Annotated in this window: 17 protein-coding genes; 7 read left to right on the plus strand and 10 right to left on the minus strand. The window is 36.9% G+C overall.

All coding sequences use genetic code 11. From position 1 onward, the window contains the following. From RIB54_RS01330 to RIB54_RS01375, 10 genes are all read right to left on the minus strand, one after another. Positions 1–1,353, minus strand: a 1,353-nt coding sequence (locus RIB54_RS01330) for a PKD-like domain-containing protein (protein ID WP_350098945.1), incomplete at its 3' end; no start/stop codon positions are given. Between the two features lie 57 nt (positions 1,354–1,410). Next, positions 1,411–2,622: a hypothetical protein gene (locus tag RIB54_RS01335; protein ID WP_350098946.1), complete on the minus strand. Its 1,212-nt coding sequence runs from the start codon at positions 2,620–2,622 to the stop codon at positions 1,411–1,413. A 3-nt stretch (positions 2,623–2,625) separates the two neighbouring features. After that, a complete protein-coding gene (locus RIB54_RS01340; protein ID WP_350071864.1) occupies positions 2,626–3,702 on the minus strand; it encodes a porin family protein in 1,077 nt (358 codons plus the stop codon). 8 nt (positions 3,703–3,710) lie between these two features. Beyond that, complete coding sequence (locus tag RIB54_RS01345; RefSeq protein ID WP_350098947.1) at positions 3,711–6,836, minus strand: nSTAND1 domain-containing NTPase; 3,126 nt, start codon at positions 6,834–6,836, stop codon at positions 3,711–3,713. Positions 6,837–6,960: 124 nt separating this feature from the next. Then, the gene (locus RIB54_RS01350; RefSeq protein WP_350071860.1) at positions 6,961–10,119 is read right to left on the minus strand and encodes a HEAT repeat domain-containing protein; all 3,159 of its coding nucleotides are present in this window, start codon (positions 10,117–10,119) and stop codon (positions 6,961–6,963) included. Positions 10,120–10,222: 103 nt separating this feature from the next. Further along, entirely contained in the window at positions 10,223–10,858 is a 636-nt protein-coding gene (locus RIB54_RS01355; RefSeq protein WP_350098948.1) for an OmpH/Skp family outer membrane protein, read from the minus strand. Between the two features lie 60 nt (positions 10,859–10,918). After that, a complete protein-coding gene (locus RIB54_RS01360; protein ID WP_350098949.1) occupies positions 10,919–11,638 on the minus strand; it encodes a rhomboid family intramembrane serine protease in 720 nt (239 codons plus the stop codon). Positions 11,639–11,643: 5 nt separating this feature from the next. Further along, positions 11,644–12,210: a hypothetical protein gene (locus RIB54_RS01365; protein WP_350098950.1), complete on the minus strand. Its 567-nt coding sequence runs from the start codon at positions 12,208–12,210 to the stop codon at positions 11,644–11,646. An 82-nt stretch (positions 12,211–12,292) separates the two neighbouring features. Further along, on the minus strand, positions 12,293–12,634 hold the full coding sequence (locus RIB54_RS01370) for a phage holin family protein (RefSeq protein ID WP_350098951.1): 342 nt from the start codon (positions 12,632–12,634) through the stop codon (positions 12,293–12,295). 20 nt (positions 12,635–12,654) lie between these two features. Then, entirely contained in the window at positions 12,655–13,164 is a 510-nt protein-coding gene (locus RIB54_RS01375; protein ID WP_350098952.1) for a gamma carbonic anhydrase family protein, read from the minus strand. Between the two features lie 91 nt (positions 13,165–13,255). Between RIB54_RS01375 and RIB54_RS01380 the strand changes: the two genes are divergently transcribed. The 7 genes from RIB54_RS01380 (at position 13,256) to secG (ending at position 20,166) form a co-directional block, all read left to right on the plus strand. Continuing rightward, positions 13,256–13,996 carry a YceI family protein gene (locus tag RIB54_RS01380; RefSeq protein ID WP_350071848.1) on the plus strand — a complete coding sequence of 247 codons (741 nt, stop codon included), beginning with the start codon at positions 13,256–13,258 and terminating at the stop codon, positions 13,994–13,996. A gap of 64 nt (positions 13,997–14,060) precedes the next feature. Then, entirely contained in the window at positions 14,061–15,344 is a 1,284-nt protein-coding gene (locus tag RIB54_RS01385) for an anthranilate synthase component I family protein (protein WP_350098953.1), read from the plus strand. 55 nt (positions 15,345–15,399) lie between these two features. Next, complete coding sequence (gene miaB, locus RIB54_RS01390; protein WP_350098954.1) at positions 15,400–16,872, plus strand: tRNA (N6-isopentenyl adenosine(37)-C2)-methylthiotransferase MiaB; 1,473 nt, start codon at positions 15,400–15,402, stop codon at positions 16,870–16,872. After that, positions 16,872–18,149 carry a sigma-54 interaction domain-containing protein gene (locus RIB54_RS01395; protein WP_350098955.1) on the plus strand — a complete coding sequence of 426 codons (1,278 nt, stop codon included), beginning with the start codon at positions 16,872–16,874 and terminating at the stop codon, positions 18,147–18,149. Before miaB ends, RIB54_RS01395 begins: the two co-directional genes overlap by 1 nt. After that, a complete protein-coding gene (locus RIB54_RS01400) occupies positions 18,130–18,660 on the plus strand; it encodes an LptE family protein (RefSeq protein ID WP_350098956.1) in 531 nt (176 codons plus the stop codon). The genes RIB54_RS01395 and RIB54_RS01400 overlap by 20 nt, the downstream gene beginning before the upstream one ends. A gap of 55 nt (positions 18,661–18,715) precedes the next feature. Next, complete coding sequence (locus RIB54_RS01405) at positions 18,716–19,786, plus strand: DUF8458 domain-containing protein (protein ID WP_350098957.1); 1,071 nt, start codon at positions 18,716–18,718, stop codon at positions 19,784–19,786. An 8-nt stretch (positions 19,787–19,794) separates the two neighbouring features. Continuing rightward, positions 19,795–20,166 (plus strand): preprotein translocase subunit SecG, encoded by a 372-nt coding sequence (secG, locus tag RIB54_RS01410; protein WP_350071836.1) that lies wholly within the window; start codon positions 19,795–19,797, stop codon positions 20,164–20,166. Positions 20,167–20,343 lie beyond the last annotated feature (177 nt).

Below are 20,343 nucleotides of genomic sequence, written 5' to 3' on the forward strand. Positions count from 1 at the left end.
ATTGTCCCCTGGACATACCGATATGTCTGCCTTCTGGGCAATCACATTGTCAGGGCTGATCGTGATCGTAAAGGTCTCTGGCGTACTGCTCGTACAACCATCTTTACTGCTCGTTACACTGATGTTGCCTACTATTGCTGCTCCGGTGTTGTTTGATGGGGCGGTGAAGATGATGTCGCCATTACCCGTAGTTGAGATGCCGATACCTGCATTGTCATTCGTCCACGCGATCGTTGAACCTGCTACATTGCTGCCCAATGGGATGCTTACGCTCTCTCCTGGACAGAAGACCTGGTTCCCTACTGCATTCAGTTGCGGGTCTGGATAAACCGTGATCGTGAAAGACTGAGTTGGCCCAGAACAGGTCACCCCCCCAGATAAATTTTGCGGGGTTACAGTAATTGTGGCTACAATAGTCGATGCTCCTAAGTTAGCTACGGTAAAGCTTCCAATATCACCCGTACCACTAGCTGCTAATCCTATCCCAGGAGTATCATTAACCCAATCATAACTTGTACCTGTTCCAGCAAAATTAACTGCAACGGTATTATCACCAGTACATAATGCCTGATCCGAGGGATCTACGACACTTGGTGTTGAATTCACCGTAATAGGCTGAGATGCGCTTCCGACACATCCTCCTGCAACACTTTCCTGTTCAACATTTACGGACTTACTACCAGATACATCCCATGTAACCGTTATTTCATTAGTACCCTGGCCCGATGTTATTGAACCGCCAATGACTGTCCAATCATAAGTGTCTGTACCAGAAGCTGTAACGCTGTAAGTTTCTCCGGCATCACCAACACATACAGTAGTATTGCTTGAAGTTATTGATGGTGAAGGAACATCATAGCTATCTACTCCATTAATAGTTGGAACATCCCCTACAATGTCTGACGTTCCTGAAGTAGTAATGCTACCAGTAGCTGATGAAGTAATTGCCCTAATTCTTAAACCTGTAATTACAAACTCATCTAAAGCAGCACCAGCCGTGGCATCATATTGAAGTGTAAAAGTTGAAGTTCCCTGGATAAAAAAGTCCGGAGATATTCCGTTTCCCGCAGAAATGTAGATGGCTCCACTTGTATTGTCGAATTCAAATTCAGCTGATGGAACATTTAGAACAAAAGTTCTATTATTTTCACCATTAACTCCAAAATCAGCTGAATTAGTCTCAGAAACAATTATATCACCAATGGTCGTGTATCCACCACCGACACATAAATCGATATCAGGAACGACATTTATGGTAGCCTGCCCAAAAATATTAGATAAGCTAAAAAGCACAATAACTGTGCTTAGCGAGAATCTAACTAATAACCTTTGTGGCAACGTCTTTATTAACATCAAAAAGCTTTAAAACTACTGTAAATATATTTCATTCAACAATTGTAACCTTAATAATTATGGCTCTAACAATCCTAAATTACTGGTCTTAATTAAACACATTTTAGTCTGACTCTCCAACTCAACTGTACCGACTATGATAATTGAACCATCATTTAACGCAGCTACTTTGCCAGCAACATCAAAATCAGCCCCTCCAAATGAGTTCTCCCATTTGATTAATCCCGTACTTGACACCCTGGCTAAATAAATATCGGTAGTTCCATTACTATCAATAGTACCTGAAATAATATAATCACCAGAACTTTCAGCAATTGACCTCCCTCTAATATTTGTATTAACATTTAATGGAAAAGCGTTCAGAAAGTCATTATTACTTCTAATCCTTGAAATGAATATACTATTTCCTCCAGAGGCTGAAGTTGTTGTACCTATCATTGCAAAACCTCCATCTGATGTTCTGATCATTTGGGATGCTTCCTGATTATCGAGCGTTCCGAAGTATTTTTCTGCTCCGGAAACAATACCAGTATTATCAGTGGGAAACACAAACATGTTAAATCCATCTTGCTGAGAATTATCTTGGGTAAACCTATTGGTAGTACCAAAAAACAAAAATGAGCCATCGGCCTTTTCAAATGCCTGAACCCCATAATCCTGCTCATTATAACCATAAAACCTTCTCCAGGAAGAAAGAGGAAGTTCATTAAGGTCTAATGTCATTCTGATTGAGAAAATGTCCCATGTGTTAGATCCCCCAGGTGCAAGCACATTTTCCGTACTCCCAACAACGATCAGTTCCTGATTTTGAGTTATTGTTATTCCATTTATCTCATCATCAAATCCATCAGTTCCTATATAAGTACTATCTATAAGTACACCTTCAGCATTCAATTTGAAAATTTTTCCGTTGGTTTTGCCACCGTCAGATTCTTCTATCACAGCAGCAATTAAGATATTACCAGATGGATCTAAAATTACACTTTTTGCATATTCATTATGAGACTCTCCATAAGTGTAGCTCCAAATTTCATTTCCCAGTGCATCAGCTTTAGTAAGTAAAATTTGACTATTACCATCAGTTCTCTTACTAGAACCTAGTAGTAGAAAGGAATTATCACCATTTACCAAAAGGTCAACACCAACCTGATCACCTTCCGTGCCATAATATTTTATAAAATACTGCTCATAATATGGCTCCACATTGCTCTCTGTATCGCAAGCAAATAATAGCGTTAAAAGAATAATATATAGTACACCAATCCTCATACCCTAATTGAATATTCTTTTAAAAAAATTTCCACCTTTTTGAATTTTCCTTGGCTTGTATAAAGGTTTGATATAGCCAAAGGACAAGGATACTGTATTTATTCTCTTGAAGTCATCTACAAAAGCATAATTGTATAGAAGTGATCTACTAGAATATTGCTTATCACTTTTTACAATATTGTTCATTCCAAATGAATAACGGGCATCAACAAATATATAGCTATATCCAATTCTATAATTCAGCCCAATACCTCCAATAATATTCTTATTAAATGAATTTCTCATATCATTCAAATTTTCATTTGGACCAGTAATGGAAAACTCTGTAACATCACCTTCTCCTGTAATGTACCTATCAATGAGGCTTACTTCAGCATTTGCGGAAAGCAGGTATTGAAAAGAAATACCACCATATACAAAAGGTTGAATTTTGTTAAAATGAGTCCGATACTTTACAAATACAGGAACTTCCAGAGAAGTTTGGCGCTCAATTAAGGTTTGCAAATCACCTTCAAACAAAGTGTTTTTATACTCATAAGCTTTCGATGAAAAATCCAGCTCCAGGCCGAAGCTAAAATTATCAGTAATATTTAACTCTGTCCCTCCTCCTATATTAAAGCCTAAAACAGCATTATAGCTTTCTCTAGTTAAATCAGTATTATCCACACCATAATTACTGATTTCTGAAGCATTTGAAGCATTGAGCCCTATTCTCCCAAATAATATAAAAATTGGCGTGGTTGTGAATTTTTCATCCAGATAAACGATATCCACAGGGTCATTCTCCCGATCTATCCGATATTCAGGATCTAGTGCCAATAGTTTGAGGTAACTATCTTCCGCGCTAATGGGGTCATCAATAAGTAGGTATGTTCTTGTAAGGATAAGAAATGCTTCAATCTTTTGGGTTTTGTTGAAACCATTATCAAGACAAGGTTTCAAAACAGACGGGATAGAATATAGGTGACCATCATCGAACTGTTGCTGCGCCTGGTTCAATGTTTCTGCACAATTGAACCTCTGAGCAAAAGCTAGATTTATGATACTTAATAAACCAACTATAAGACCAAATCTAATCACTCTATAAATCAATAATCATTTAACAATAAGTTAATGCATGTGTTTCTATAAGGTATATCATTCCCTACATATGTTTTCCATTCTTCTTCATCAAGATTTCTCTTAAGCTCATTACACATTAATTCAGAAATAATATTTGGATCTGTTGGCCAGAATCGAATGTCACCATCAGAGCAGCCAGCTATAATATACTTTGAATCAGGGGTAAAAGCCAAATCCCAAACATAGGCATCATTGTCTGTCATTTTAATTGGCAGCTCATCAATTTCGCTAACAGCCCACATGTATATTGACCCATCAAAACTACCTGCAGCTAACAGTTTGCCGTCTGGGCTATATGAAACAGTACTAATTCTTCCTTTTTGCCCAGAAAGCTCTTTTATTATTGTACTGCTGATTAAATCAAAAATCTTAATGGTTCCACTTTCTTCTCCAAAAACAATGTGTTTTCCATTAGGGCTGAATGCTACTGACTGAATTGGCGAACCTTTGGTTTTAGTCAGCACCTTTTCAGACCTGTTTTCAAGATCATACAGATAAAGACTACCGTCTAGGCTGCCTCCTACCAGTAACTTTCCAGATTTACTAATATCAAAACTCTTAATCTCAGATGAAGTGTTCATCAAAAGATCACTATTCATACCATTGATTTTATTTATTCTTAAGGAGCGATCACTACCGGAGGAAACAAAACTCATATTGTCTGGTAAAAAATGTACGTCATTAACAAATCCTCTATGACCTGATATCTTGGAGGTTGTATTATTAAACAAATTCTGAACCTGAACAAATGAAGAATCGCTGGCCAATGCTAACCATTGATCATCCTTACTTATATCCAATACCCTATTTGGGAATTGATTGGACACTATGACCTTGTGATCATCTCTACTTTCAATAGAAGAGCTCACCACCTTACCCTGTGTACCAGTAGAATAGAACCTTGCGCCATCATTGGAAATCGTTAATGTTCTGACAGAATTCCTATGAAGGCCACTGACTGTATTATAACTTGACCCCTTTATGTCGGCCATTGCATTATACAAACCATTATAAATGTATTGATCATACTTTCTGCCATCATACTGATCATAAAATACCTTAGCTTGCTGCGCCAGTAGTCCTTTAAGGTCTTTATCTTCTATATCCAAAGACTTTACGGCCATGGACTGGGCCACTGATTGGTATAACAATTTGTTAGCCAGCTCATAATTTGTTCTAGCCTCTTCTGTAGCCTGTTGCGCTATATTTCTTTGTGTTAAAGCCACCTGTCGCTCCTCACTTGCAATACCTCTTTGTTGTTCTGCAATTAATAAATTCTCTTCTGCCCTTGCTTTTTCAAACCTAGCTTGAGCTAAAGCTGTTTCTGCAATCTGTCTCTGTTTATCCGCTTCAATTACAGCATTTTGGGCTATAGCAGTTTGTTTCTCAGCCTCTTCTCTTTGTTTTTCAGCTTCATCTTTTTGCTCGACTGCCAGTTGTCTTTGTTTCTCAGCCTCTTCAAACTGTTTGGTAGCTTCTATACTTTGGGTAATGGCATAAACAAAGAATAGGATACTTATAATAGCTGCTATACCTAGTATAACAGCAACAGCTTTTGTTCTTTTAAGGAGCCGCTTCTGAAGCATCTCCTGATTCTTCTGCTCAGCTTCATAGGTGATCCTACTGGTATCAAGGAAAACGATGGCTCTCTCGAATGCCTCATCGTACCTTCTTGCCCAAGCTCTGGTAGGTCTTTGTTTCTTTTGCCAGTTAAGTGCTAACTGTAGATCTGGCGGACGCCATAAGCCTGTTCTACCAATCTGGTACATGGCCGCTGCTTCTGACAGCCTACGGTACATCTGCGCAGACTCATATTCTTCATCTACCCAAGCCTTCAGCCTTGTCCAAATACGCATTAAACTTTCATGTGAGATTTCTATAATTGAATTCTCATCAAGTTCAATTCCAATAGGTGGCATTAGGAAAGATCTTCCTGTCTCACGGAATTTGTCAACAACTGCTATAACTTCAGGAAGTGTTGCTTCAGAAAGCTCAACCACAAGACCTAACCTAACAGGTCTCCTTATTCCAAAATTATTAGCAGCCTTTTCAGTAAGGGATTTAAATAATATCTCGGCAATTTCCTTTTCTCTTGAACTGAGCTCATCATATGTCTCATTCGCATGCTGAGATAGTGCTTCAGTAATTTTACCAATTGCATTATAATGACCAATGTCAATCGGCTCATTTTCTTCTTTATTCTTAATCCAGAAATCCCAGGTACGCATTAAAGCGTGCTGCAAAATCGGAAGTTGGTCCTGATTGTCACCAATATCATTCAAGAGGCGTTTCATTAACCTTTTTGAAATTCTTCCTCCACCCACTGATATTGGGCCTTCAATCGCCATTCTTTTTTGATCCCTTGTCATTTGAGGAACCAAATAATTGCTCTCATTAATAAGCTGAGTAAGTCCTGGGAATTTGGCGCATTCCCCAACATAATCAGAGCGCATGGTAATAGCTACATATACAGGTGACTCCGCTGACCGACAAGCATCTAAAATTAGGTTAACATATAACCTGGCTTCTTCGGCTGAGCCCTGACTGGTTTCTCCATATCGAAACAACTCTTCAAATTGATCAATGAAGATTAATGTATTTTCAGACTTGTCAGATTTAAACTTATTAATCGTTTCAACAAGTCCATTGGCGTTACTTCTTAGTATGCTACTAACTACCAACCTCTTTGCTGCCCTATCATCTGCAGATTCTATAATATCTTGTTGCTTATGGCCAAGGATCAATGATCTGGACAAATTCTTGATGGGTGATGTGCCTGGCCTTGTGGTAATAATATTCCAGTTAGGACCAGTATTAGTCATAAACCCACCATATACAACCGGTATAACCCCGCAATAAATAAGAGACGACTTACCACTACCCGAGTAACCCATGATCGTCACAAACTTATTGGCAGACAGCTTTACAAGAACATCATCAACCTGACTCTCTCTACCAAAAAATAAATGACTTTCATCTACACCGAATGGACGTAAACCAGGGAATGGATTTTTTAGAATTACATTACCATGAATGTCATACTCCTCCTTTTCAAAAGGCTCTTCACTGGTATGCAAATCATAGTTTAGCATAGTGCGGGGGCTAGATCAAGTTTAAAAAATGATATAAAGGTTAAAAATAGCACCTAAAGTACTTAAAATAAACGCTTTATAAACTAAAATCAAAAAAATCAAACTAATTTAATAAAAATAGTACTTACACATATTCGATCATTTTATTTGCCAGCTTAACATTGTCAGCCAAAAGATCGTAAAAGCCATCTTTTTTAATCTTTAAAAGTACTGTATCCGTTAATGCGATTATCAGATTAGATTTCAAATAATTCTGAGCACCTACCATTTCACCTATAAATTCCCCAACCTTCGTTTCTGACTTAATTTCCCCGTTTTCATAAAGATTGATAGCTCCCTTATAAACAATATAGAAATTGTCATTATAATGCTCATCTACTGTAACTGTCTCCCCTTCTTTTATAAATACCTCTTCGGTAATATCAATTAAATCTGCTATTGCTAAACCAATAATATTTTCAAAAACATTGATTTTCTTTAAAAACATTACCTTGTCAAATCTCAGTGATTTTTGATTTGACTGTTGTGGATCTTTAATAAGACTATCAAGCATTCTCCTATCACTATGGCCAAGCCTTTTCACATTCTCATCGTAGGCTTCAGGGTCAATTTGATATAATGACCAGGCAGCCATTTCCCTTATCAACAAATCTGGATTAAATAAATTGGCGATTAAGTCAAAATAGAACTCCCTAATTTTAAGAAGTCCAATTTGATAAATAATACATGATTTTGTCCATCTATTAGTTTGAGAGAAGTCCCTATTAAGTAAGAACTTCAAAACCATTTTATTTTCTAACCTTTCCCTTGGGTAAAATATTTCAAGCTTTCTAGCCTTCTCGGGGTATGCTATATCATCTATAACTGGAATAAACCGCTGCTTCAAATCCTCCGAAAGAAATATATCAAGCAACTCCACACCATATGTCACTCCCTCACTTGTTTGGCTCTCTATATTCTCCTTAACAAGTTGGATAGACTGGGATTCATAGAGCATTGAAAGCAGCATATAAATGTGATCTACATCGTAATCTATTTCTTCTTCAATCGCCTTCTTAATTTCCTTGCCAAAATGTTCATCACTGACTTCTCCAATAGCGGAAATATTCCAAGCAATATCCTCAATATCTGACTCTATGGCATATTTAATCCTGGCTATTTGAGAAATTCCGGCTCTGAAGCCACAATTTCCCAAAGCAAAAAGAATTTGTGATACCATTACTTTGTCCGGAAAATCCATTTTACTCCAAAGTATTTCTTTGGCTTTATTGCCACCAATTCGGCCAATGATTTGAACCACTTTTAACATGATCTGAGTCTGTTGACCAGTTTTATAGAAAGCACTGTCAAGAGCATTGAGCGCCTTACCTCCAATAATGGTTAAAGCACTGGCTGCCTGAACACTAAAAACAGGATCTCCTAAATTTTCTATTAGCGCAAGAAGCACTTCATTGTTATATTTTCTTTGTGCTGTCTTAATAGCCGCATATCTTACCTTAGGCTCAATATCATGAAGAAGTTCTATTAGAAGGCTTATATTATCTTCGTCTTCAGAATTACCTAACAACTCAGCTGCGTATTGTCTATCTTCTGCTATATCAGACTTGCACAATTTAGAAACACGGGACTTGCTAATATCCCCCGACTGAAAAAGGGTGAGCAAATCAGTACCCGAGACAACCTGTTTATCACTGCTGCCACCTGACTTATTTGACGAAATAACATAGCGTTCCGACACTGAAAGACCTTTGAGTTCATTCATCTTGTTTTGGGCAAAGTCACGAACCTGTGAAACCTTGTGCCCCATCAAAGTATTAATTGATGCTGGCAATATTTGCGGTTCAATTTTTTCGAGCAACTTATATGAAAAAATTGCTTTGCTAGGGTCTGTACTTTTAAGTGAAAGCTCGAGTTTCTGCACCAGTTTTTGACCTAATGTAAGTGCAAGGTCCGCATTTGCTCTCTGCTGTTTCTCGAGCTTAATTTTAATATTGTTCTTATACTCAATATAAAGTTTACCTACTACGTAGATGTACCCTGCTATAAGAAAAATTAGCGCGTAAGAATAATGTATCAGTTCAATAAATGACAAGTAGGATAAACCAATGATTAAAGCTCCAGCTATAAACCTTGATGTCTCATTAACCACGCCCTCAACTTTGGTTTGAATATCAAACCTAATCCGATTGTCAAGTGGCATAAAATAGAGTTTGAAAGTCGGGTTCTCCAAAGAATCGCGTAACGAGAAGTTGAAAAGTCTGGAAAGGGCAACAAATAAAAAGAACCAAATAAAGCTCGTGCCGCTATCTTTTGTAAAACCATAGACTTCTCCAGAAACAATCGATCCTAATAAGAAGAAAATTAATACCAGAGGAAGTATTAATAATGAGACCTTTAATCCATATTCTCCTATGATTTTATCATTGACAAAGGTTTGTAACAATAACCCCAGCACAAGTATTGCACCATTAAATATGGCAAGAAAGTTCCTCAGTTCATCTTCTCCAGGATATTGAATACTAACCACATCTTGAAATGAAAACTGTATAAATGTGAAGGTTACCATGGAAAAGAGAAGAAACGTAGACAAAAGCCTTACATATTTATTGCCTGCTAAAGATTTAAGGTTAGTACCCATCTGCTCATCCTCTAGCGTTGACAGTTCAGCTTTCGACAAATCATACCTGGATGTAAGTATAAATAAGAATATGAATGAGAGTGCAATACTGACACAGCTTATCAGGAGGTAGTTTGTTGTCTCAGGTATTAAAGTTTGTAGAAACGGAAAGCTGAACGAAGTAATAATGGCAGCCATTAATTGGCCTATATCTATACCTCCAATAATTCTTTTGGATTGGCGTAAATCGAACAATCTACCAAAAGTGCCCCAAAAACCTAAAAGTGAAACAGCCAGGATTGGACCAATTAAAGCAAAGCTTAAGAAAATAAGTGGCTCTTGATAAGAAGGATCACCATAATGAAACGATGCATAAATGGTTGCCACAAACAACAATATCAAGGCCAGATTACCTAATGCAAGTGTTCTAAATGAAATTCTATTCTGAAGATAAGAAAAAAGTGCGGTAGTAATTATTCCTAAGAAGCCGGAACAAAGAATAGCTTCTTTCAAATATTCGCTTAACCGATTAAGAAATAATGTTTCTGCTGTAATTTGGAAGGTAGCAAGAAACACCCCCATAAAAAAACCCTGCCCCAACAAGAGAAGCACTTGCTTTTCCTCATTGGGACGGACATTTAATGCCAAAAAAAGTGCCTTGAACATTTATATAAGCTTAAAAAATAGTACGGTATTTGGTTAGAAAGATATTAATACCCCTATCAAAAAGCAATACAAGACAGCTTTTAATTAACTGAAAATCAGAATTTTATTTTTTAATGGTAGAATCAGATGCTACTGTGGCAGGATTTGCAGATTCATTTGCATAAGCTTCATTTAGCCCTTTCACCACTTGTTCAGTGATATCCATTCCTTTAGTGGCGAACAGCACATCACTTCCCTGGTTATATTTAACTACTAGATCTATACCGTTTGAAGCACTATAATCTTTTAAAAATGCTGTTACTTTTTCGTAAAGCTCCTGATTCATCTTAGCCTCTTCTTTAAGCAATTCCTGAGAAAGGCTCTCTTGATACAAACGCAGGTTCTGCTGCTTTTTCATCAAATTTTCCTCTAGTGCTTTTGCCTGACCAATTGTTAAATTTGAAACTGTTCTTTGGTAGTCATTAACTTCCTGTTGTAGTCCCTGAGCACGATTTTGGTACTCCTTTTCTAATTTTTGACCCTTCTCCTGAAATTTATCCTGTATGTCTTTGAAGTAATCGTACTTGCTCAATACTGAGTCAGAATTAATGTAAACAACACTATACTCTCCCGCTGCTCCACTTGTAACGTCACTATTATTACCAACAGTTGTCCCATCAGATTTGCTAAAGTGCAACACATACAAAACACCAACTGCAACAATCAAAACCCCATTAAGTACTAAAGAAATATTTTTCACCTTGTTATAATTTTTAATTTAAGGCGCAAATTAAGTAAAGAAAATACAGATTAACCAATCTTATTTTCTTGTTACCTGTGAATCTTCTTTAGGAGCAGTGTTGATCGTATAGTTGTAAGACTGGAACTTTTTAGGGTTTTCCTGATATGTATAGGTGTAATCAAAGGGTAAGTTGTGGTCGATGGGTTTATAATCTTGTGGTACCTCTTCAGTAAGTTTTGTTTTTCTGAAGTAAACCGCACAAAAAATTCCTGCTATGCCTCCCATCAGGTGGGACTCCCATGAAATACCATTCGAACTTGGGATTATTCCGGCCATAAAGGAACCACCATAGAGCACCAAAATAATAAATGAAATAGCCAGGGTTTGTGGATTTCTTCGAAAGAAACCACTAAATAAAATAAAAGTCAACAAGCCATAAACAATGCCGCTAGCACCAATATGATATGCATCTCTGGCTGCTATCCACACCCAAAAACCTGTCATTAGATAGATTAGGATAATAACATTAAAAGCTATTTTATCATAGAAATAAAACAGCCCAACGCCCAAGATTAAAAGTGGAAAGGTATTAGAAAGTAAGTGAAAAAAGTCACCATGAATGAGCGGTGAAAGAAAAATGCCTATAGAGCCACTCAAAGTCCGAGGGTATATGCCTAATGAGCCAAAGTCTATTTGCAGATAAGATTCAATTATTTTGACAAGCCAAATAAGAGAAACGAAGGAAAAGGTATATAATATACTCCTTTTAAACTTTATCCCCTCTTTTGCATTGTCCATTTTAGCTATTCTGTCATTTCCTCGTCTTGAGTTTGGAATGAATATAAGGTTTCATCAAGACGGAGGGTATCCTCATTATAGTCTCGAACAAATTTTGTGATAGTTTGGTTGTCTATGGCCTCAATATTTAATCCAACATCCAAGCCAATACCAAAATCTATGTTAGGATCCAACTCTACATGTTCTTTAACTTTAACCTCTTCTTCGTCTTCAATTTCCATAATGGCCTCAGCAATAAATAACCCAATTTCTTCTTCCAAATCATCTAAAGCCTCCAAATCCCCGTTTTCATCCTCTTCATATTTTATTCTTCTAAATTCAGGAAAATGTTGTGCCGCTTTGTGCTCTGCAACCTCATAAACTTCACTGAGATGATGCAAACGAAGTGTGTACATGACAGCGTCATAAACTACTTCCTTACCTTCGTACATACCTACAAACATGAAATTGACATACTCTTCAGAATTATCCTCCGATTCAACAATCAGAAAATTTTGATTCCTTTTCTTCATCTCACTTTTGTAGTGATTTATTTTTTCGGGTTTGAACCCTTCATTTGAAGTAAGCATCATTTGATAATTTTTGGAATTAAACGGATAAATAATTTAGAACAAAATGGGTTGAATACCAAATTTTCAATATTTAAAAATACTATTATTTGGATTTATTCAGCTCTTCAAAAATAGAATTTACAATTGCCAGAATAATGCTAAAGAATAATGCCCACCAAAACCCATCAACACTAAAGCCAGGAACGAAATAATCTACCAGCAAAATAATTATCGCATTAATAACCAGCAAGAAAAGGCCGAGTGTCAAAAATGTAATAGGTATTGTAAACAAAATCAGAATAGGTTTAACTGCCGCATTTAAAAGGGCCAAAACCGCTGCCACAATAACTGCCGTAAAATAACTATCCACCGAGACCCCGTCAAGAAGATATGATGCTACAATTACCGAAATACCCGTTAATAGAAGTTTGACTATAAAATTCATTACTTACGTTTTTAAATTAATCATTTATACCATTCAGCATACATCGGATAATTTTTAGCCGTTCTGGCTATTACTTCATGCATTTTATCACTTGTATCCTTTACTTTCACTGCAGGAACCCCTGCATAAATCGAGTTCTCCTCAACTATGGTTCCTGGTAATATTATGGCCCCAGCCGCTACAACAGAACCTTTTTTTATAATGGCATCATCCATAATAATAGCTCCCATGCCTATTAACACATTATCTTCGACCGTACACCCATGAACAATAGCGCCATGCGCAATAGACACATTTTTACCAATCACAGTTTTGGCCTTTTGATAGGTACAATGGATGATTGCTCCATCCTGGATGTTAGTGTTATCACCAATTTGTATTGAATGAACATCACCTCTTACCACAGCATTAAACCACACCGTACAATTTGCCCCTAGTGACACCTCTCCAACAATGGTAGCATTTTCCGCAATAAAACAACTATCATGAATTTGGGGCGTATAGCCTCTAACGCTTTTAATTAATGCCATTTTTTAATTTTAGAATTTAACTTTTTCCTTTATAACTTTGTTCACACTTGAAAACTAATTAAATCAATTAAAATCAACTAATTAAAAACCTATGAAGAATCTTAAATTCTTAACGTTATTTTTATCTATAGTTTTTTTCTGGGCTTGTAATCCAAAATCTGAAGGTACCGATGCTGAAGTGTCAGAAGCCAAAGAAGTAGAAGACGTAGCATCAGCAAAGGAATTTTCACTGAATACAGCTTCAAGCACTGTTTCATGGATTGGCAGCAAGCCCACTGGAAAGCACAACGGCACTATACCTGTTACTGAAGGTAAAGTATCAGTAGAGGGTGATAAAATTGTAGGTGGCAGCATAATAATGAATGTAAATGACATACAAAATGATGATTTGGCTGAGAATGCAGATATGCAAGCTAAGTTGGTAGGACATTTAAAGTCAGCTGACTTCTTTGATGCTGAAAATCACCCTACTGCCGAATTTGTAATAACTTCTGTAAACCCTTACAACCCTGCTGAAGCCGCCAAAGCGAAAGAAGAGTTTGATTCAGAATATAAGCCAGCATCTGCTGATGAGCATATTGTAGCTTCACCTACTCATAAGGTTACAGGGAATTTGACAATGAGAGGTACAACACTAAGTATTTCTTTCCCTGCTAATGTGCAGATGGAAGAAAATAAAATAACTGCTAAAGCGAAGTTCAATATTGACAGAACCCTTTGGGGATTGAAATACAATGATGAAGCTGGTGTAGTTGACAAAGCAAAAGATAAATTCATTTACAACACTGTAAATGTTGGTTTCAACATTGTTGCCGAGCAGCCTGCTATGTAATTTGAATTAAATAATAGAATTAAAGGAATTGGTAATCCAATTCCTTTTTTTGTGCCTTAGAATTATGATGAAGTCCAACCGTTTTGATATAACCGTTACTGAAGAATTCATTGAAAAATGTCTTGTTTGGGCTAATGGGTTTAAATACTTTGCCTATTTCTGCCCTAATGAGCATACCTACCCACATCAACCCTACCAACATTTATTGATGGTTAGCAATGAGGTACTTGACCTTGATCCCAATAATGTCTTTGGGTCATTGCAAGAAATTTCAGAAAAGGATGTATTCATTTTTGGCCACTTCGGATACGATCTGAAAAACCAGCTCGAAAATCTACAAAGCAGTAACCCTGATTTCATCAGGTTTCCGGATGCTGGTTTTAGCAAAGCACTTCATTGTATTCATTTCAATTATGGTGTGACTATTGAATCAAATAACCCTGAGTCAGTACTTGAAGAAATTAATAAATGTGCACATGAAGACTATAACGTAGATGCAGATATAACTTTTAAGCCCTCCATTTCTAAGGAACAATACTTAACTACCGTAGCAAAGCTTAAGCAGCATATTATTGAAGGTGATATATATGAGATTAATTATTGCCAGGAATTCAGATCAAAAAATACTCAAATTGATCCCATCAGTACATTTAGGTCATTGACAAAAAAATCTCCAACTCCATTTTCTACACTGTATAAAAACATAGAACACTATCTTATTTGCGCCAGTCCTGAAAGGTTCATTAAAAAAGAGGGTTCAAAACTGGTATCTCAACCAATAAAAGGTACCGCTAGAAGAGGAAGCTCCGAATATGAGGATGAAATTATAAAGCAAGAGCTAAGAACCAATGAAAAGGAACTGGCAGAAAACATGATGATTGTCGATTTAGTGCGAAATGATCTGGCTAAAAGCTGCATTCCTGGCTCGGTAAAGGTGGAGCAAATGTTTGGCATTTACACTTTTAACCAGTGGCATCAAATGATATCAACTGTAACAGGTCAATTGAAAAACGAAGTAAAGGCTATTGAAGCCATTAAGAATGCATTTCCAATGGGGAGCATGACAGGGGCTCCGAAAATTAAAGTGATGGAGTTGATTGAAAAGTATGAAGTATCCAAGCGCGGCATCTACTCTGGATCGGTCGGCTATTTTTCACCCAATGGCGATTTTGATTTTAATGTGGTTATCAGAAGCTTGATTTATAATAGTTCAACGAAAAACCTTTCTTTTCAAGTTGGTGGTGCCATTACTTATGATTCAGATGCGAACGCAGAATATGAAGAATGCCTACTAAAAGCTTCTGCTATTTCATCATTATTTAAAATTGATAAAAGTCAACTGACATAATGTCACTTTATATTGATATTACTAGTTTTGCACAGTATTTAATAATGCAGTTTTAATGGACAACTTAATCAACGACATAGATATAATTTCAGAAGAAGTGAAGGCTGAATCTTGCGAGACAGTCAAGGTTTCCGTAAACACCAATACTGGAAAATCAAGAAAATTATACATTGAGAGTTATGGCTGTCAGATGAATTTTTCAGATAGTGAAATAGTCTCCTCTATTATGGCTGAAAATGGCTTTGATACAACTTCAAATTTTGAAGAAGCTGATGTTGTCTTCCTCAATACATGTTCAATTCGAGAAAAGGCTGAGACAACCGTAAGACGCAGACTTGCTCAGTTCAACACTATAAAAAGAAAAAAGCCTGAAATGCTTATTGGCGTTTTGGGTTGTATGGCCGAGAGGTTGAAAGCCAAACTATTAGATGAAGAAAAGATTGTAGATTTGGTGGCTGGCCCTGATGCTTACAGGGATTTACCTGGGCTTGTTAGTCAGGTAGATGAAGGTCAGAAAGCTGTAAATACATTCTTATCAAGGGAAGAGACTTATGCAGACATAAGTCCGGTAAGACTAAACTCAAATGGAGTTACAGCCTTTATTTCAATTATGAGAGGCTGTGATAACATGTGCTCGTTCTGCGTGGTGCCTTTTACCAGAGGCAGGGAAAGAAGCAGAGACCCCTACTCCATTGTTAAGGAAGCTCAGGATTTATTTGACAAGGGTTATAAAGAAGTTACTTTATTAGGGCAAAATGTAGACTCATACAAATGGTCTCCGGAAGTAAACAATAAAGCTAAGCTGGAAAAGACTGAGGTTAGTGAGATTATAAACTTTGCTAACCTTCTGGAAATGGTTGCCCAAGTAAATGCGAAGTTGAGGGTTCGTTTTTCCACATCGCACCCAAAAGATATTACTGATGAGGTGTTGTACACCATGAAAAAGTATGAAAACATCTGCAAATACATTCACTTGCCTGTGCAGAGCGGAAACAGCAGAATTTTGGAAATGATGAACCGAACTTATGACAGAGAGTGGTACATCAATCGTATAGATGCTATCAGGTCAATATTGGGTGATGAGTGTGGTATTTCTTCAGATATGATAACAGGATTCTGTTCTGAGACTGAGGAAGAACATCAAGACACTCTGACACTAATGGATTACGTACAGTATGATTTTTCATACATGTTCTATTATAGTGAGCGCCCGGGCACACTTGCAGAGAAGAAATTTGATGATGATATTCCTTTGGATATCAAAAAAAGAAGACTGGCTGAAATTATTACCAAACAGCATGAAACTTCATTATCAAGGAATAAGCTCGATATAGGTAAGGTTCATGAAATCCTAATTGAAGGAACTTCAAAAAGATCAGAAGAGCAGCTTCAAGGAAGGAATTCAGCCAATAAAGTAATAATATTTGACGGTGAGGGGCACAAGAAAGGTGACTATGTACACGTCCTGGTTAATGACTGCACCCACGCCACGTTATTTGGTAAAATAGTAAACACTGAAAATAAATAATGTCAGAATCTGAATTAAGAAGCATTAAGCAAAGATTTGGCATTATTGGGAACTCAGACTTACTCAATCATGCCATTACTGTTGCTGCACAGGTGTCCCCTACTGATATGTCTGTTCTCATTACAGGCGAAAGTGGTAGTGGTAAAGAGTCATTTAGTAAAATCATTCATCACCTAAGCCCAAGAAAGCACAATCAATTTATTGCTATAAATTGCGGCTCTATACCGGAAGGCACCATTGATTCCGAGTTATTTGGGCACGAAAAGGGCTCTTTTACAGGAGCTCATGAAGCTAGAAAGGGATATTTTGAGGTTAGTAATGGAGGCACTATCTTCCTCGATGAAATTGGTGAAATGCCATTGGCAACACAAGCCAGGCTTTTGAGAGTACTTGAAAATGGAGAATTTATAAAAGTTGGTTCCTCTAAAGTTCAAAAGACTGATGTTCGCGTTGTGGCTGCTACTAATGTTAACCTTATAAAGAATGTAGATAATGGAAAGTTTAGAGAAGACCTCTATTATAGGCTAAGTACTGTGCCAATTTATGTCCCTCCTTTAAGAGAGCGAGGGCAAGATATAGACCTTCTTTTTAGAAAATTTGCTTCTGACTTTTCTGAAAGATACAGGGTCAAGCCTATTACCTTGACGGAAGATGCCAAAGTTGTTTTACTTAAATACCGGTTTCCTGGAAACATAAGACAACTTAAAAATATTGTAGAACAGATATCTGTGTTGTCTACAGATGATAAAATCATTGATGCTCAAAAGTTGACTAGCTATTTGCCCAGTCAAAATACAAGCTTACCTGCCTTATATAAAAATCAAGACAAAGAAGGACTATCAGAAAGGGATTTATTGTACAAAGTTCTTTTTGATATGAAAAAGGATATGAACGAATTGAAAAAATTTGTTCTGAAAGTGCTTAAAAGTGATAGCCCTAACAAGGAGATTATTGATGACCATAGCGAGCTGTTTGAGGATTTAGAGACAACCAGCATAATACCAAGAGCCAGTCATGAAGAGCCTGTTTTATTAAACATCAAAAGCAACTCAAATGAGCCTGAAATTTATGATGCGGAAGATCATGATGACATTCAGGACATAACCCATGAAACGGAAGAAGATGAGTCACTATCCCTTGAGAAGAAAGAAAAGGAACTTATTATTAAAGCGCTGAATAAGAATAATAATAAAAGGAAGTATGCAGCGTTGGATTTGGGCATTTCGGAAAGAACACTTTATAGAAAAATCAAGCAATATGAGCTCGAAGACTTATAAACTGAGTTACTCAATTATCTTTATCCTTACTACCGTTTTTCTTTCCGGTTGCGGTGTATATTCTTTTACAGGTGTAGCCATTACGGCTGAAACAATCTCTATTCAGACGTTTTATAATGATGCTGAAGGTGGGCCGCCAGATTTGTCTCAGACCTTCACCAATAAACTCCGGGATTATTATCAGGAGAATACCAACCTGACCCTAGTCAATGAGGATGGAGAACTTCAGTTGGAAGGAGCTGTAACAGGCTATAGGATTACTCCGGTAGCCCCTACAGCAGGTAGGGATAATGAGGCTGGACTTTCTGCCTTAACCCGATTAACTATCACTATAAAAGCCAGTTATGTCAATACTACTGACGATGCCTTTAACTTTGAGAATAAAAGTTTTTCTTTTTATTCGGACTATGATAGCAATCAAAACCTAACTACGGTTGAAAATCAGCTGATTGAAGAAATATATGATCAGATAATTTTGGATATATTCAATGCCTCGGTTGCCAATTGGTAAAAATTGATATATTTTTACCCACTTGCACTGGACGTTAGTTTGTAAATAAACCGCTTTGAACAAACAAAAATTTAATAGCTTACTTCAGAATTACAATAATATCGCTGATGAAGATCGTCAGGGACTTCAGGAGTTAGCTAAATCTTTTCCATATAGTCAGGTTATTCATACACTGGTGGCCAAAGCAAATCATGATGCAAAATCCACGAATGCCTCAAATTCTCTTAACAGAGCGGCTATGTATGCCACTGATCGTCAGATCCTAAAAGCTGTAATACTGAGTGGGTCATCACCAGCGGTTGTTGTACCGAAAAAAGAATCAAAACCTGAACAACTACCGGTACAGAAGGAAGTTACGTCAGTTCAAATCAACCAAGGCAAGCAGGTACATATATCTATTTCAAAAGAATCATTTTCTCAGCCTGCTGAGCTATTAAGAAATGAAATATGGGCCGATTTAGAGCATTTAAGAGAAAGTAAAGCTATCTATTTAGACTGGCTGGAAAAGTCTGAAGAGGATGAGGTAAAAACAAAGAAAGCTCCTACTAAAAAAGCTGAAATTCAGAAAGACAAACCTGCAACCCTGAAAAAGGCAGTATCTAAGGTGGTAAAGGAAACGAAAAAGGCCACCGCGAAGAAAGCCTCTACCAAAAAAGAAACAGCTAGCACAAAAGCTAAAGAAACTACAGAAGAGAAAACAAAAGCGGTATCAGCAAAAGCTCCGGTAAAAAAGGCAACTGAAAAACAGGCTGTAACTAAACCTGCTACTTCCAAAACAGCAGAAAAGAAACCAGCAGCTAAAAAAACTGAAGTAAAAAAAAAGACTGAAGCAAAATCAAAGCCGGTCAAACCCGCTCTGGAAGAGCAAATAAAAATTATAGACACCTTTATAGATAAAAAACCAAGTATCAGTAGCCGGGCTGTAAAAACTGTGGATAACGATCAAAAGGACTTGTCTGTTGATAGTACAACCTTTGGAGAAGACCTTATTTCAGAAAATCTGGCACAAATTCTTATAGAGCAAGGAAAGAATGAAAAAGCCATTGATATCTATAAGAAATTAATTTGGAAGTTTCCACAAAAAAAGAGTTACTTTGCAGCTCAAATAGAAGCATTGACTAAATAATAATATTAATGACGTTACTTTTAAGCTTAATCATTTTAATCAGCATTTTGTTGGTATTAGTAATTCTAGCTCAGAATTCTAAAGGTGGAGGACTAACTAGTCAATTTGGTGGATCAGGTGCTAGCAACATGATTGGCGTAAAAAAGACTGGGGATTTGTTAGAAAAATTAACATGGGGATTCATAATTGCCATATTTGCCTTATCTATTGGCACAAACCTAGTTGACAACACAGGAAACGGTGGCACTGACCCATTTATTGACAGAGCTCAGGAAGAGCAAGTGACACCAGCACTAGACCTTGGTGGAGTTGAAGAATCAACAGATGATGCAGGTTCTGAGTCTCTTGAAGATCTATCTGGATCAGACAGCATCAACTAAAAGAAAATAAGACCTTATTGAAAAGCCTGATAATTACGATATAATGGACAAAAATGGTTGGTAAAATCCTTGTAACTCACAGATAATCAATAGGATATGTATGGTTCATTGAAAATCGTTTCAATGAGCTTTTTTTTGTATATGAAAAGTGCAAAAAAAGATGTTGGGCTTGTGGCC

It is taken from the genome of Fulvivirga sp. (genome assembly GCF_040218215.1).
In the GTDB taxonomy this organism is placed as follows: domain Bacteria; phylum Bacteroidota; class Bacteroidia; order Cytophagales; family Cyclobacteriaceae; genus Fulvivirga.